The 13,752-nt window shown below is 68.4% G+C and carries 15 protein-coding genes and 1 pseudogene; 6 read left to right on the top strand and 10 right to left on the bottom strand.

Translation table 11 applies throughout. The features are described from left to right. Positions 1-56 precede the first annotated feature (56 nt). The 4 genes from OG219_RS06555 to OG219_RS06540 all read right to left on the bottom strand — a co-directional run bounded on the left by OG219_RS06555 (position 57) and on the right by OG219_RS06540 (position 3,410). Positions 57-950 carry an IS982 family transposase gene (locus OG219_RS06555; protein WP_266823806.1) on the bottom strand — a complete coding sequence of 298 codons (894 nt, stop codon included), beginning with the start codon at positions 948-950 and terminating at the stop codon, positions 57-59. Positions 951-1,017: 67 nt separating this feature from the next. Further along, positions 1,018-1,350, bottom strand: a complete 333-nt coding sequence (locus tag OG219_RS06550; protein ID WP_266823804.1) for a DUF2568 domain-containing protein — start codon at positions 1,348-1,350, stop codon at positions 1,018-1,020. A gap of 424 nt (positions 1,351-1,774) precedes the next feature. Beyond that, the gene (locus OG219_RS06545) at positions 1,775-2,311 is read right to left on the bottom strand and encodes an SMI1/KNR4 family protein (protein WP_266823802.1); all 537 of its coding nucleotides are present in this window, start codon (positions 2,309-2,311) and stop codon (positions 1,775-1,777) included. A gap of 112 nt (positions 2,312-2,423) precedes the next feature. Next, a complete protein-coding gene (locus OG219_RS06540; RefSeq protein ID WP_266823800.1) occupies positions 2,424-3,410 on the bottom strand; it encodes a zinc-binding dehydrogenase in 987 nt (328 codons plus the stop codon). Between the two features lie 111 nt (positions 3,411-3,521). Here OG219_RS06540 and OG219_RS06535 point away from each other — a divergent pair, with 111 nt between their 5' ends. Both OG219_RS06535 and OG219_RS06530 read left to right on the top strand, forming a co-directional pair. Further along, positions 3,522-3,854 (top strand): helix-turn-helix transcriptional regulator, encoded by a 333-nt coding sequence (locus OG219_RS06535; protein ID WP_266823798.1) that lies wholly within the window; start codon positions 3,522-3,524, stop codon positions 3,852-3,854. 96 nt (positions 3,855-3,950) lie between these two features. Continuing rightward, positions 3,951-4,397: pseudogene (locus OG219_RS06530) on the top strand (transposase); the annotation flags it as partial. Here the strand turns inward: OG219_RS06530 and OG219_RS06525 are convergent. Together OG219_RS06525 and OG219_RS06520 are read right to left on the bottom strand one after the other, a co-directional pair. Continuing rightward, complete coding sequence (locus OG219_RS06525; protein WP_266823796.1) at positions 4,345-4,896, bottom strand: hypothetical protein; 552 nt, start codon at positions 4,894-4,896, stop codon at positions 4,345-4,347. The pseudogene OG219_RS06530 and the gene OG219_RS06525 sit on opposite strands and share 53 nt — an antisense overlap. A 144-nt stretch (positions 4,897-5,040) precedes the next feature. Continuing rightward, positions 5,041-6,120, bottom strand: coding sequence for an NADH:flavin oxidoreductase/NADH oxidase (locus OG219_RS06520; protein ID WP_266823794.1), 1,080 nt, complete (start codon positions 6,118-6,120; stop codon positions 5,041-5,043). Between the two features lie 119 nt (positions 6,121-6,239). On the opposite strand from OG219_RS06520, the gene OG219_RS06515 reads away from it, so the two are divergent. Next, complete coding sequence (locus OG219_RS06515; RefSeq protein WP_266823792.1) at positions 6,240-6,599, top strand: helix-turn-helix transcriptional regulator; 360 nt, start codon at positions 6,240-6,242, stop codon at positions 6,597-6,599. On the opposite strand, the gene OG219_RS06510 is transcribed toward OG219_RS06515, so the two are convergent. Both OG219_RS06510 and OG219_RS06505 read right to left on the bottom strand, forming a co-directional pair. Next, a complete protein-coding gene (locus tag OG219_RS06510; RefSeq protein WP_266823790.1) occupies positions 6,596-7,951 on the bottom strand; it encodes a nucleobase:cation symporter-2 family protein in 1,356 nt (451 codons plus the stop codon). The genes OG219_RS06515 and OG219_RS06510 overlap by 4 nt on opposite strands. Before the next feature lie 194 nt (positions 7,952-8,145). Then, positions 8,146-9,522 (bottom strand): FAD-dependent oxidoreductase, encoded by a 1,377-nt coding sequence (locus OG219_RS06505; protein WP_266823788.1) that lies wholly within the window; start codon positions 9,520-9,522, stop codon positions 8,146-8,148. 223 nt (positions 9,523-9,745) lie between these two features. Between OG219_RS06505 and OG219_RS06500 the strand changes: the two genes are divergently transcribed. Beyond that, positions 9,746-10,216, top strand: a complete 471-nt coding sequence (locus OG219_RS06500) for a DUF6214 family protein (protein WP_266823785.1) — start codon at positions 9,746-9,748, stop codon at positions 10,214-10,216. 52 nt (positions 10,217-10,268) lie between these two features. Here OG219_RS06500 and OG219_RS06495 read toward each other — a convergent pair whose 3' ends face one another. Continuing rightward, positions 10,269-10,919: a DUF305 domain-containing protein gene (locus tag OG219_RS06495; protein WP_266823783.1), complete on the bottom strand. Its 651-nt coding sequence runs from the start codon at positions 10,917-10,919 to the stop codon at positions 10,269-10,271. A gap of 194 nt (positions 10,920-11,113) precedes the next feature. On the opposite strand from OG219_RS06495, the gene OG219_RS06490 reads away from it, so the two are divergent. Continuing rightward, complete coding sequence (locus tag OG219_RS06490; RefSeq protein ID WP_266823781.1) at positions 11,114-12,616, top strand: LVIVD repeat-containing protein; 1,503 nt, start codon at positions 11,114-11,116, stop codon at positions 12,614-12,616. Here the strand turns inward: OG219_RS06490 and OG219_RS06485 are convergent. Further along, positions 12,604-13,323, bottom strand: coding sequence for a TetR/AcrR family transcriptional regulator (locus OG219_RS06485; protein WP_266823779.1), 720 nt, complete (start codon positions 13,321-13,323; stop codon positions 12,604-12,606). The genes OG219_RS06490 and OG219_RS06485 overlap by 13 nt on opposite strands. A 183-nt stretch (positions 13,324-13,506) precedes the next feature. On the opposite strand from OG219_RS06485, the gene OG219_RS06480 reads away from it, so the two are divergent. After that, positions 13,507-13,752, top strand: coding sequence for a DUF2630 family protein (locus OG219_RS06480; protein ID WP_266823777.1), 246 nt, complete (start codon positions 13,507-13,509; stop codon positions 13,750-13,752).

Below are 13,752 nucleotides of genomic sequence, written 5' to 3'. Positions count from 1 at the left end.
CCTCGCTCCTGCCGGACAGGCTGACGGCCACCGCTAGACGAGCAAGTCCTATGTGCTCAGTGATCGAATGCGATGAGGGAGCGCATGATGGGTGCTCCGGTCTTGTGGTTGCGCCAGATCGCGGCGGCCATGGCGAGGATGCGCTGGGCGACGCGGACGGCAACACCCTCGTGAGTGCGGCCGCCGTGCTGTTCCAGGCCCAACTGTCCCTTGAGCGTGTCGTTAACAGACTCAATCAGCTGACGTACGGACTTGAGCAGTCTCTCGCCCTTGCGCTTCTTCTCCCGCTTGAACGATGGCCTCAGCAGCTCGATGCCCCGCATCGCGAGATGGTTCTTGAACTCCTTGGAGGCGAAGCCCTTGTCGGAGATCAGGAGGAGTCCGGGCCTGTCTGTGACCAGGCCGGCCTCGACGTCAAGCATGGACTGCAACACTTCGCGCTCGTCCATCTTCGGGTTCGCAAGGGCCCACAGGATCGGCATGCCAACCGGCGTGCAAACCAGGTACAGGCGTAGGCCCCAGAAGAACCGGGAGTGGGACGCGCAATACCCATATCCGGCCCAGCCCGCCATCTCCGAGCGTTTCGCTGTCGGCCGGGACATCCCACACGGCACTGGTGTCGAGTCGACGATCCACTGGTTGTCGAACCAGAAGTCCGTGTCCACAGCGAGCATCCGTATCGCCTTCTTCACCAGTGGCAATGCCGCCTTGAGGCGCTTGTTGTACCCGGACTGCTGCGGCAGGTACGGGAACATCGCGGCCAAGTGCGTGTGCGCGTACCGCAACCAGCGCGTCTCGGAATGGAAGCCGAGCAGCGCCTGCGCGACCGCGAGGGTGACCAGCTCGGCATCGGACAGCTGCGGCGGCCTGCCCGTCCAACGGCTGGCTTCCAGCTCATCATCGACCTTCACGTACAGCGCGGTCAGCAGAGTGTCCAGGTCATTCGTCACGCAACGATCTTGGACAACGTCTCTGTGTTCCCGAACGGACCGCCAACCTGATACGGCTGGGGCGGACTCAATGCTTGACCAGCCACAAGACCCGGTCCCACGACAGAAGGTGGTACACGACCAGCACCCCGGCGAGCATCACGGCGAGAGTGCGGGTTCCCGCCGCGTACAACGCCGCCGCACCACCGAAGAACACAGCCAGTTCCAGCAGGAACCGCAGCGGACCAGGTGTCGCAATCACCGTCTTGCCGGACCGGGATGCATCGTCTGGGGTGGCGAAGACTCCCCACAGCACGGCCACGACCAGGGGAACGGCAACCACGCAGACGTATCGCAGGGAACCAGGTACGGCAACCCATGCCCAGAGCCCGAAGCACACCAGAGCCACCAGCTCCAGCACGAACCTCACACCGAGTGACAACGGGTGAAAGCCATACCCGGACGACATACGCGCAGTTCCTTCCGTCGCAGCCCTTCCATGATCACAGACCGCCGCACGGGAAGTTCAAGAACCACCAGATCAGACGTCGGACTTATTCATCTAGAGCTGGCCGGGGAAGGTCCGCCAGTGCCCCGGGCGGCACCCAGCCTCTTCGTCTTGCCCGGGGTGGGTACTGAGACGCCCGGTCAGCTGCTGATCACCGGGGGAGACAACCCCGACCGGCTTCGATCCGAAGCGTCCGGACTTCGTCGCCAGACGCACGGCCGAGGGCATGTCCACCAAGGACATCATTCGGAGCCTCAAGAGGTTCGTGGCCCGCGAGGTCTACAGGCGCCTCAGGAGCGCAGGCATCCTGAACACGGCAGGCTTGGCCGGAGCCGGATCATGATGCCGGTCGACTGCTGTCAGCGTCATCGAGGTCGAGGTCGAGCGACGCGGCCGCGGTCAGCCGCTCGACGAACGTCCGGAAGTCCGCGGCCAGCGGGAGCTCCGTGTTGCCGTCCACGTCGAACCACGTCACGGACGGCTCCCCGCGCTCTCCGCATGCCCGGTAGTCGAGAGCGATCCAGCAGTGACCATCACCGGAGAGCAGAACCAGAGGAGACGGAAGACCCCACTCCTCAACCAAGTAGGGCGAGTCCAGCAATGACAGCCGGCCGTCGTGACGACCGATGCCCATCATGTCGTCGAGCGGAACATGATTCTCGCTCCACGAAGTCGGCACATCGGTCGGGAAGGCGTTCCACACCTCCGCCACCAGGCCGCCATTCTGGACCCGAAGGATCTCCAGCAAAGACGCCGGCAGCCGGACACCGAGCCGATGCTCGGCATCCTGAACGACCGCGTCGGCCAACGGCGGCTGAACCCCATACAGGCCCTCGCCCCAGAACGTCGCCTTAACCTCATCAAACCGAGCCACGAACGCATCCTATGGACTCCGCGGATCGCCTTGACGATCTATAGGAGCTTCAGCGGGCCGCGTCCCCGGATTTGCTGAAGGTGGCGGGTGGGTGACGCGGCCAACGCTCATGTCACCCACCCGCCACCCTCAGCAACAGCTTCCCCGTGCTTGTCCGCGCCCCCATCAGCCGATGGGCCTCGCCCGCCTCCGCCAGCCCGAACTCCGCTGTCACCGGCAGCGACGCCACCCCGTCGACCACCGTCCGGAACGCCCGCTCGGCGATCGTGCGCAGCTCGTCCGGCGCCGTCTGCGCCAAGGTGAGGATGGAGAACCCGGCGACGGACAGCGCGGTGGGGTAGAGCTCCGGCTGTCCCACCTGCCACGGCTGCGCCGAGCTCGCGTTGCCGAAGGAGACCAGGCGGCCGAAGGGGGCGAGGGACGCGAGGCTGCCCCGCAGGGTCTCGCCGCCGACCGGGTCCAGGGCCAGGTCCACCCCGCGACCGCCGGTCGCGTCCCGTACCTCGTCCACGAAGGAGGTGGAGGAGCTGACGAAGACCTCGTCATAGCCGTACTCCAGCGCGAACTTGGCCTTGGCGGCGCCCGACACGACTCCGTACACGGCCCCGGCCCCCGCCGCCTTCGCCAACTGCCCGGCCACGGTGCCCACTCCGCCCGCCGCGCCCTGCACGAGCACTGTCTCGCCGGGTTGCAGCCGTCCCACGCTGTGCACGAGCGCGTACGCCGTGGGCAGCACGGTCGGCAGGGTGGCGCCGGTGCGCAGGTCCACTCCGTCGGGCAGCGGGAAGACGGTGACGGCGTCGGCCACGGCCACCTCCGCGTATGCGCCGTCGGCCGTCAGGGCGGCGACCTCCTGGCCCACCCGCAGCCCCTGGACACCGGTGCCGAGCTCCCTCACCCGGCCCGAGACCTCAAGTCCCGGACGGAAGGGGAGGCTTGGTACTCGGTAGCCCTCCGAGCGTGCCTTCAGGTCGGCGAAGTTCACGCCGACGTAGGCGACATCAATGCTCACCTGGCCAGGACCGGGTTCCGGGACCTCCGCCTCGACGACCTCCAGGACCTCGGGACCGCCGTACTCCTGGAACTGGATCGCACGCATGGCACACCCCTCGTGAGTGTTCAACCGCTCTGACTGTTCAACCGAAAGCGAACACTCGGGAGTGTATGGTTTTCATCGAACACTCGGCAAGTAGTGGCGGAGGAGGCGGGCGTGTCGGAGCGCACCAGTCATCGGGCGGCACCCGAGCACACCCACCCCGACGAGGTCCCGATCCTGACCGCTCTCGCCGCGCTCGCCGATCCCGTACGCATCACGCTCGTACGGGAGTTGGCGGGATCAGCGGTGTGGACCCGCAGCTGCGGAAGCTTCGACGTGCCCGTCGGCAAGGCGGCCCTCAGCCACCACTTCACCGTCCTGCGCGGCGCAGGCCTCGTCGAGCAGCGCGACGAGGGTCCCAAGCGCGTCAACCGCCTCCGCCGCGAGGAGTTCGACACCCGCTTCCCGGGCCTGCTCGCCCTGGTCCTGCGCACCGACGGGCCCTAGCCGTCAGGACGATCTGGCTCAATCCCGGCGCAGAGATCAACCTCGTCGCCGCCGTGGCCGCGGAGGACCTTGTGCAGACCAAAGTCGATCCCTCAGCTCGGTGCCCGGGTGCTCGCCGAGATCGGCGACGACCGCACACGGTTCGCCGACGCCCGAGGCCTCAAGGCGTATGCCGGCTCCTCGCCCGTCACCCGAGCTTCCGGCAAGAAGTCATCTATCACCCGGCGCTGGGTGAAGAACGACCGGCTCAACCACGACGGTTAGCTCTGGGCCTTCTCCGCGATCACCGCCTCACCAGGCGCTGAAGCCCACTACCGGCGCCGTCGCAACAACCACGCAGACTGGCACGCCGCCGCCCAGCGCAACCTCTTCAACCGCATGATCGGCCAGCTCTACCACTGCCTCCAACAGAGCCATCGATATGGCGAGGCACTGGCCTTCCCAGCTCCACCCGACGAGGTGGGCTCACCGGCAGCGATCGGAAGCATGCCTAACGGGGCAGCCGGTCCAGCACAACACGGAACCTCTCCCGCCCGGCCGTGACGCTCGCGTTCCACAGGCATGAGGCGTCACCGCTCAGCGAGAGGGACTGGAGCCGTTGTTCCTCGGCGAGAAGGCTGGCACCCACCACGTTCCGGTCCAGCATCCCCATCGAGGTGAGCGCCGCATGGCCGCAGGACACCGCGTCATCAGCACTTCCTGAGCCGTGGGCCAGCAGGGCGTACCGCAGGCAGAGGACAGCGAAGAAGGCGTAGGTGTCGGCGACATCAGTGATCCCCTCCTCGTCCGGCTGAAACTCCGGGAACCGCTCCAGCAGGCGTACGCGCTCGGCGGCGCCGGCGAGCGGCCGGTCGGCATGCCAGAGATCACGCACGGACTCCGCATAGAAGTCCAGGTCGGCTTCCCGCCCCGGCGCGCCCGCCCGCAGGCCCACGAACAGTGGCGCCATGCGTTCGGTGCAGGCGGAGACATACAGGCGAATCGCCTCGCCGCCACCGTCACGAAGCGCCTCCGCGACGGCCTCCTCGACCAACGTCTCCACGTCCCACCCTTATCCCGCTCGAGCAGATCGACAGGTTACACAGCGGACTGACGGCCACAGCTTGACGAGTTGGGACCCTGAGGTGTCTATGCGGTCAGAGCACTGGCAACGGGTTTCGCGGGTGAGGGAGCCGGGCCCGTCCCGTCAGACGGACCGGTGGTACTGGTCCGGCACATGCACCTCGGCCCCGAGTTCGCGGGCTGCGAGACGGGCGAAGGACGGGTTGCGGAGCAGTTCGCGGCCCAACAGCACTGCGTCCGCCTCGTCGTTGGCGAGGATCTTCTCGGCCTGTTCGACGTCGGTGATGAGGCCGACGGCGGCTACGGACAGCGGCGTCTTCGCCTTCACCCGGGCGGCGAAGGGGACTTGGTAGCCGGGCCCGACCGGGATGCGTACACCGGAAGCGTTGCCGCCCGTCGAGACGTCCAGCAGGTCCACGCCGTGTTCCTTGAGCTGGGCGGCGAAGCGGACGGTGTCGTCCGCGGTCCAGCCGTCCGCCTCCAGCCAGTCGGTGGCGGAGATGCGGAAGAAGAGCGGCTTGTCGTCGGGCCACACCTCGCGTACGGCGTCGACGACTTCGAGGGCCAGGCGGGTGCGGTTCTCGTACGAGCCGCCGTAGGCGTCGGTGCGGTGGTTGGAGTGCGGGGAGAGGAACTCGTTGATGAGGTAGCCATGGGCGCCGTGGATCTCGGCGATCTCGAAACCGGCCTCCAGCGCGCGCCGGGCCGCGTCGGCGAACTGCCCGACGATCTCCCGGATCTCGGCGACGGTCAGCTCGGTCGGCACCGGGTGGCCGGCGGCGAAGGGGAGCGGGCTCGGGCCGAGCGGCTGCCAGCCGTGCTCGTCCGGGCCGACCGGCGCGCCGCCCTTCCAGGGCCGCTCGGTCGATGCCTTGCGGCCGGCGTGGGCGAGCTGGATCGCGGGAACGGTGCCGTGGCTCGCCAGGAAGCGGGTGATGCGGCGGAACGCCTCGACCTGGGTGTCGTTCCAGATGCCGAGGTCGTACGGGCTGATGCGGCCCTCGGGGGAGACGGCGGTGGCCTCGACGATGATCAGGCCGGTCCCGCCGGTGGCGCGGGCCGCGTAGTGAGCGAAGTGCCAGTCGTTCGGGGCGCCCGTCGACGGCCCCTCCGGTGCGGCCGAGTACTGGCACATCGGGGGCATCCACACCCGGTTGGGGGTGGTGACATCGCGCAGGGTGAAGGGCTGGAAGAGCGCGCTCACGGCGGACTCCATTCGTCGCGGGGCCGGTGTACGCCTCGTACGATAGGCATCGTAGTACGGTGGATGTCAAACTACGAGAGGTCTCGTACAATGAGGGTCCCCGACGATGTGGAGTCGCCGTGACGACCGCCGCCCCCGCCCCCAGCAGTCGCGACCTGCCGCACCCCGCGCGCGAGGAGATCCGGCTGGAGTCGGTGCTGCACGCGCTCTCCGACCCCATGCGGCTCCAGGTCGTGCGAGAGCTCGCCGCCGACGGCGACGAGCTCTCCTGTTCGCACTTCGACCTGCCCGTCACCAAGTCCACGACCACGCACCACTTCCGGGTGCTCCGCGAGAGCGGGGTGATCCGGCAGGTCTACCGGGGGACGGCCAAGATGAACGGCCTGCGCCGGGACGACCTGGACGACCTGTTCCCGGGACTCCTGGACAGCGTCCTCGCCGCGGCCATGCGGCAGGCCGACCGGTTGTCCAGGGCCTAGGCGCCGGCTGAAGCGGCCTCCGGTTCGGTGGCGGGAGCGGGCGAACCGGCCTTGCTCGGCAGGTGGTTGAAGAGCAGATTGAGGACGATCGCCGTCAGGCACCCCGCGCTGATCCCGCTGTTCATCACCGTCTGGAACCAGTCCGGGAACTTCTCGTACACCGTCGGCACTCCGACCGGCAGCACGCCGATGGCCACCGAAACGGCCACGACGGTCAGGTTGTGGTTGTCCTTGAAGTCCACCTGGGCCAGCGTCCGCAGACCGCTCGCGGCGACCGTCCCGAACATCACCAGACCCGCGCCGCCGAGCACCGGCGCCGGTATCGCCGCGACCACCGCGCCCAGCTTCGGCAGCAGACCGAGCAGCACGAGCATTCCGCCCGCGGCGGCGACCACCCAGCGGCTGCGGACCCGGGTCATGCCGACGAGGCCCACGTTCTGCGCGTACGCCGTGTAGGGGAAGGTGTTGAACACCCCGCCGAGGACGGTCGAGAGGCCGTCGGCCCGCAGACCGTCGGCGAGCGACTTCCGCTCGATCTTCCGGTCGGTCATCTCGCCGACCGCGATGAGGTCACCCGTGGTCTCGGTCATCGTCACCAGCGCCACGACCAGCATCGAGATGATCGCCGAGGCGTGGAAGGTGGGCGCCCCGAAGTGGAACGGCGTGCTGATCCCGACCCAGTCGGAGTCTCCGACCCCGCCGAAGTCCGTGAACCCGAACGGCACCGCGACCGCGAGACCCACCGCGATACCGATCAGCACCGCGATCCGGCTCAGGAAGGCCGGCGCGAACCGCTGCACACCCAGCACCACGGCCAGTACGAAGCCCGCGAGCGCCAGGTTCTTCGGCTCGCCGAAGTCCGCCGCGCCCGCGCCACCGGCCGCCCAGTTGCCCGCGACCGGCAGTAGCGAGACCCCGATGATCAGGATCACCGTGCCCGTGACGAGCGGCGGGAAGAAGCGGAGCAGCCTCCCGAACACCGGTGCCAGCAGCACGATCGCGAGGCCCGCGACGATCACCGACCCGTAGATCGCGGGCAGTCCGCCGCCGGTCGTCCCGATGAGCACCATCGGCGAGACCGCCGCGAAGGTGCAGCCCTGCATGATCGGCAGCCGCACCCCGAAGCGCCAGAAACCCACGCACTGGATCAGTGTCGCGATCCCGCACACCAGGAGATCCGCGGTGATCAGATACGCCAGGTCGGCGGGCGACAGCTTCATCGCCCCGCCCACGATCAGCGGAACCGCCACCGCCCCCGCGTACATCGCGAGCACGTGCTGGAGCCCGAAGGCGGCCAACTGGCGTACGGGTGGGACCTCGTCGACGGGATGCACGGGTGTGGTGGTTGCCATGAGCACTCCAGGAGCGGGCGGGGACGCGGGGGGCAGCACCAGACCGTAGGTGACTTGAACAGTTTGTTGATTTCTGGCTTGTTGCCGATGTGTGTCATACCCACGGACTTGCCACCGACTCTGCTACGACCCCGGCCTGCGACCCCGCTACGGTCCCCGCCCGCGCCCCAGTCACGATCCCCGCCTGCGCTCCGCTAGGACCTCGCGGTCCGTGCCGCATCGAGCAGCGACGTCCAGTCCGGCAGCTTGACCACGCCCCGCCCGAGCGAGGCCCCGAGCTCCGCCTCGGCCCGCTCGATCGCCTGCCATCCGGCCCACTCCACCGGCGTCAGTCCCTCCGCCCGCAGCGCCACGAGCGGGTCCTCGGGCAGTTCCCGTCGTACGAGCGCGTCGGCGTCCTCGAGCAGCGAGGTCACCGTCTCCTTGGCGCACGGCCGGTTGGTGCCGATGACGCCGGTCGGGCCGCGCTTGATCCAGCCCGCCACGTACTCGCCCGGCGCGATCGCGCCGTCCCGCACGACCCGCCCCGCGAGATGCGGCACCGTGCCGTGCTCCGCGTCGAACGGCAGCCCGTCCAGCGGTACTCCGCGATAGCCCACCGAGCGCAGCACCAACTGTGCGTCGATGTCCTCGTACCGCCCCGTGCCCGTGACGCCGCCGTGCCCGTCCGGCACCGTCCGCTCGAAGCGCACGGCACCCACGCGCCTGCCGTCGCCTTCTCCGCCGTCGCTCCCACCGTCGGCGAGCAGTTCCACGGGGCGCAGGAAGAAGCGCAGCCGGATCCTGCGCGGGGCACCGTGCGGCGGCGTGGCGGCCCAGCCCCGCAGCACCTCCACGTTCCGGCGGTTGGCGGCCGGCAGTCCGGCGGGTTCGTTGTACTGCGGATCGAGCTCCAACTCCCGGGGATCCACGATCACTTCGGTGTCCGGCAGTGCGCCGAGCTCGCGCAGCTCCTTCGTGGTGAAGCGGGCCTGGGACGGTCCGCGCCGCCCCACCATGCTGATCTCCGTCACCTCGCTCGCTGCCAGCGCGGTGAGCGCCGTCTGCGGCATGTCGGTGGGGCTCAGCTCGGCCGCGCCGCGGGCCAGGATCCGGGTCACGTCGACGGCCACGTTCCCGACGCCGATGACCACGGCCGACCGTGCGCCGAGCACGAAGCCGTCGGCCACGGAGTCGGGGTGCGCGCTGTACCAGGACACGAACTCGGTCGCCGACCAGCTGCCGGGCAGCTCCTCGCCCGGCACTCCGAGGTGGCGGTCGGTGGCGGCGCCCACGCAGTAGACGACCGCGTGGTACAGCTCGCGCAGCCGGGCCGCCGGCAGTCCGTCCGGGCCGATCCGGACGCCGCCCAGGAACCGCACCCGCTCTTCCTCCAGGACGGCGCGGAGGTTGTTCTGGAGCGACTTGATCTTCTCGTGGTCGGGGGCCACGCCGTAGCGCACCAGGCCGTACGGGCAGGGCAGCCGGTCCAGTACGTCCACCCGCACCCCGGGAACCTGACTCTGCTGGACGAGGCCCTGGGCGGTGTAGACCCCGCTGGGACCCGAGCCGACGACGGCGACACGCAGCACGCGGAACTCCTTATCCGAAACCCGAACAGTCCGAGGAGATCGCTGATGGTTCCAGGATCGCACCACCCGTGCTCCGCTGACAGGGTCGGCGCGCGGCTCGAGCGTGCGTGTCCGTTCGTATGGAATGTGATCATGCGGTTACGTTCCGTATGTGCTAGAAGCATCCTCCCTTAATCCGTCCGATCGCCTCAACCTCTCCGACCGCTGCAGTCCGGACGGTGCCGTGTCCGTGCGGCCCGCGTGGGAAGTGCGTGAGAGCGCAGGTGTCACGTCCTGGTTCGAGGTCCGGCTGGCCTTCGCCGACGGCGCACAGGTCGACGTGCTCGCCGTGGTGTCCGAGGGTGACGTCTCGATCGAGGACGTACGGACCCAGCCGCCGCTGTCCCTCGGCGATCTCGACCTGCTCGCCGAATGGATCGAGGAACCGCTCTTCGAGGCGTGCGGCGCGCGGACCGCGCCCTCGCAGGAACCGTTGAGCGAGGAAGGGCCGTCGCGCCGTGCCCGGCCCGCGTGGCCGCGCGGCATCGAGGGCCGTCGGCTCGTCGCCGAGGAGTACCTCGCGGCTCAGGGCGAGGGCCGCGATCCGGTGCTCGCGGTGATGTGCGCGACCGGGCACAGTCGCCGCAGGTCGCTCAAACTGATCGCCGGGGCGCGCGACGCCGGTTTCCTGACGCCTCGTCACACGCGCCGCTAGGCGGGGCGACGGTCAGGCGCAGTAGTTGGGCGCGGCATCGAGGGCGCAGAGGCTACGACATGTCGCGCATCCTGCTGATCTCGCTCGTCTGCTGCGCGATCACGTCGTCGGCCATTTCCTCGATCTGGATGTTGTTGCCCTGGGCCTTCACATCCGTCGCCATCGTGATCGCCCCGTCGTGATGCGTGATCATCAGCTTCAGGAAGAGTTCGTCGAACGCCTTGCCCTTGGCTGCGCGCAACTTCTTCAGCTGCGCCTCCGTCGCCATTCCGGGCATCGCCTCGTGTGCATGCTCAGTGGCGGTCTTCTCGCCGTCGTTCGCCTTCAGCCAGCTCTCCATGGTGGCGATCTCCGGTCCCTGTGCGGCCGTGATCCGCTCGGCGAGCGCCTTCACCGCGCTCGACTCGGCCTGTTTCGGGGCGAGTTGCGTCATTTCCAGCGCCTGTGTGTGATGCTCGATCATCTTCTGCGCGTACGCGATGTCCGCGGAGTTGGGGGTGTCGTCGTCGGTCCGCTGCTTCGCGGCGTCCTCGGCGGAAAGTGTCTCGGCCGCCTCGCCGGGCTTGCCGGGCACGATCACCGAAGGCCCGCTGCTCGTGGGGGACTTGGCCTCGGAACCGGAGTCACACCCTCCCAATGTCAGCACCACGACCGCCAGCGACGCTGTGACCAGGGAGGTGTGGGACGGACGGCGGAAGAGCACAGCGACCTCCTGCGGCACACGAATGGGCGGACACCTCAAGGGTGTTGATGACCGTCCTAGCACGCTTGCGAACCTGAGTGATCAGAAACTTTCATTACGACTGCGTTGCCGTCTGTTGATCTGTGCATGGTGAAGACGATACTGCGGGGTGTGCGTGAACCGTTCAACTGCGAACGGCTACAAGGGAGGAAGCAGTGACCCTGTTGAAAGACCCCCGAACGCGGCACAGACGTCTGGGAGTTGCACTGACCGCGGCCGGACTCCTGGCCGCGCTGCTCACCGCCGGACCGGCAGCCGCGACCCCCGACCCCGGGGACAGCCCCGCCGTGCAGGAGAAGGTCTCCCAGAGCGACGCAGCCGTCGCCGAGGCGGCCATAGCGAGTGGCGAGATACCCGGGCAGGACGAGATCGTCACCTCGGACAACATCGAGCACCTCGTGAACATCCCCAAGGAGGCTCTGCCCAACTTCAATTCGGACCTTGCCTTCCAGGGCAACTACGCCTTCGCCGGCAACTACGACGGCTTCCGCATCTTCGACATCAGGAACCCGAAGGCGCCCAAGACGGTCGCGCAGGTGCTCTGCCCGGGCTCGCAGAACGACATCTCCGTCTCGGGCAACCTGCTCTTCCTGTCCACCGACTCCTCGCGCAGCGACAACTCGTGCGCGAGCACCTCGCAGCCCGCGACCGAGAAGTCGTCGTGGGAGGGCATGAAGATCTTCGACATCAGTGACAAGGCGAACCCCAAGTACGTCGCCGCCGTCGAGACCGCCTGCGGCTCGCACACCCACACGCTGGTGCCGGAGAAGAAGAACGTCTACGTCTACGTCTCCTCGTACTCGCCGAGCGCCACCTTCCCCGACTGCCAGCCGCCGCACGACGGCATCTCGGTCATCAAGGTGCCGCGCAGCGCCCCCGAGAAGGCGGCAGTGGTGGGCTTCCCCGTCCTCTTCCCCGGTGAGGGAACGGACGGTGGCGGCAACCCGGGCTCGCCCACCAACCCAGGCGTCTCCAAGACCACCGGCTGCCACGACATCACGGTCCTGCCGTCGAAGGACCTGGCCGCGGGCGCCTGCATGGGCGACGGCATCCTCTTCTCCATCAAGGATCCGGAGAACCCCAAGGTCATCGACAGGGTCCAGGACAACGTGAACTTCGCGTTCTGGCACTCGGCGACCTTCAACCAGGATGCCGACAAGGTGGTGTTCACCGATGAGCTGGGCGGCGGTGGCGCGGCCACGTGCAACGCTGCCATCGGTCCGAACCGCGGCGCCGACGGCATCTACGACATCGTTGGCAAGGGTGACAAGCGCAAGCTCGTCTTCAAGAGCTACTACAAGATCCCCCGCTACCAGGCCGACACCGAGAACTGCGTCGCCCACAACGGCTCGATCATCCCCGTCGAGGGCAAGGACATCATGGTCCAGGCCTGGTACCAGGGTGGCGTGTCCGTCTGGGACTTCACCAACTCGGCCAAGCCGAAGGAGATCGCCTACTTCGAGCGCGGCCCGCTGAGCACCGGCACGCTCTCGGTCGGCGGCTCCTGGTCGGCGTACTACTACAACGGCTACATCTACTCGAACGACATCGCCAAGGGCTTCGACGTACTGAAGCTCAGCGACCGGCGCACGGACCCGGCGAAGCGCGTCAAGCTGCGCGAGCTCAACGTGCAGACGCAGCCGGACTACTTCGACTGACCGTTCAGCCGGTCGGACTGGCCGTCGGGCTGCGGACCGGACCCATCGTCGGTCCGCAGCCCGGTCGCGAAGAACCGTGACAGGTCCGTGTCGTACGTCCCGCCGGGCACCTCGGTGTCCGGCGGGACACCCGACTCCCAGTCCAGGCGGTACCGCTTGAACAGCTCGGCCCGCAGCGTCGGGATCGGCATCGGGACGCCCGGCACCAGGGCCGCGTACACCGCACCCATCAGCAAGGCACGCAGCATCGGATAGTCGGCGGCGGCGTCCGGCGAACCGTAGCGGGCGACGGTGTCGCCGAGCAGCTGCGCGAGACGCTGCTGATCCGGGCACTGCACGAATCCCTCGGGCTGGAGGATCCCCGCCATGTGCTGGCGCATCAGCACGGGCTGATCCCGGGCGAGTCCCAGAATCGCGTCGATGGCCCGCGCCATCCGCTCCCGGCCGTCCTCGGTACGCGGCTCGCGCTCCAGCGCCTCCTCCAGCGTGCGGTGCATCAGCCGGTGCACGGCCGACTGCACGAGCTGGCGTTTTCCGGGGAAGTAGTACGACACAAGGCCGCGCGCCGATCCCGCGCGATCCGCGATGTCGCCGAGCGTCGTCGCCTCGAAGCCCCGCTCGCTCACCAGCTCCACCGCCGCCTGCAGGAGCCGCTCGCGGGAACGCCGCCGCAACTCTTCATTGACGGAAGGGCTGCGCGGGGACATCCTGAAACTCCTGCGTTGACTGGCTGTCAGCCAACTATACTCAACGCGTCCGGACCGAGACCCTCAGTGGGCGGCTCCGGGCTGCCGTTCGCCTCGGGTGACGCGGGGGATCATCCGAGGCGGACGTGCGGGGCGGGGGCGGCCTCCTTAGAGTGGGTTGGAGTGCCGAGGAGGCGGGTGGACATGGATCAAGATCAGATCCTGGCCAGGATCACGGCGATGGTGGACGACGAACGACGCCTGCGCGACGCCCTCGCGTCCGGGCAGATCGACAGCTCGACCGAGCACGAGCGGCTCGGGCAACTGGAGCGCGACCTCGACCAGTGCTGGGACCTGCTGCGCCAGCGGCGTGCGAAGTCCGAGTTCGGTGAGAACCCGGATGAGGCCAGGGCCCGTCCTTCCTCGCAGGTCGAGGGCTATCAGAGCTGA

The organism is Streptomyces sp. NBC_00038 (genome assembly GCF_026343635.1).
Lineage (GTDB): Bacteria > Actinomycetota > Actinomycetes > Streptomycetales > Streptomycetaceae > Streptomyces.
This window is presented reverse-complemented; position numbering and strand designations above follow the sequence as displayed.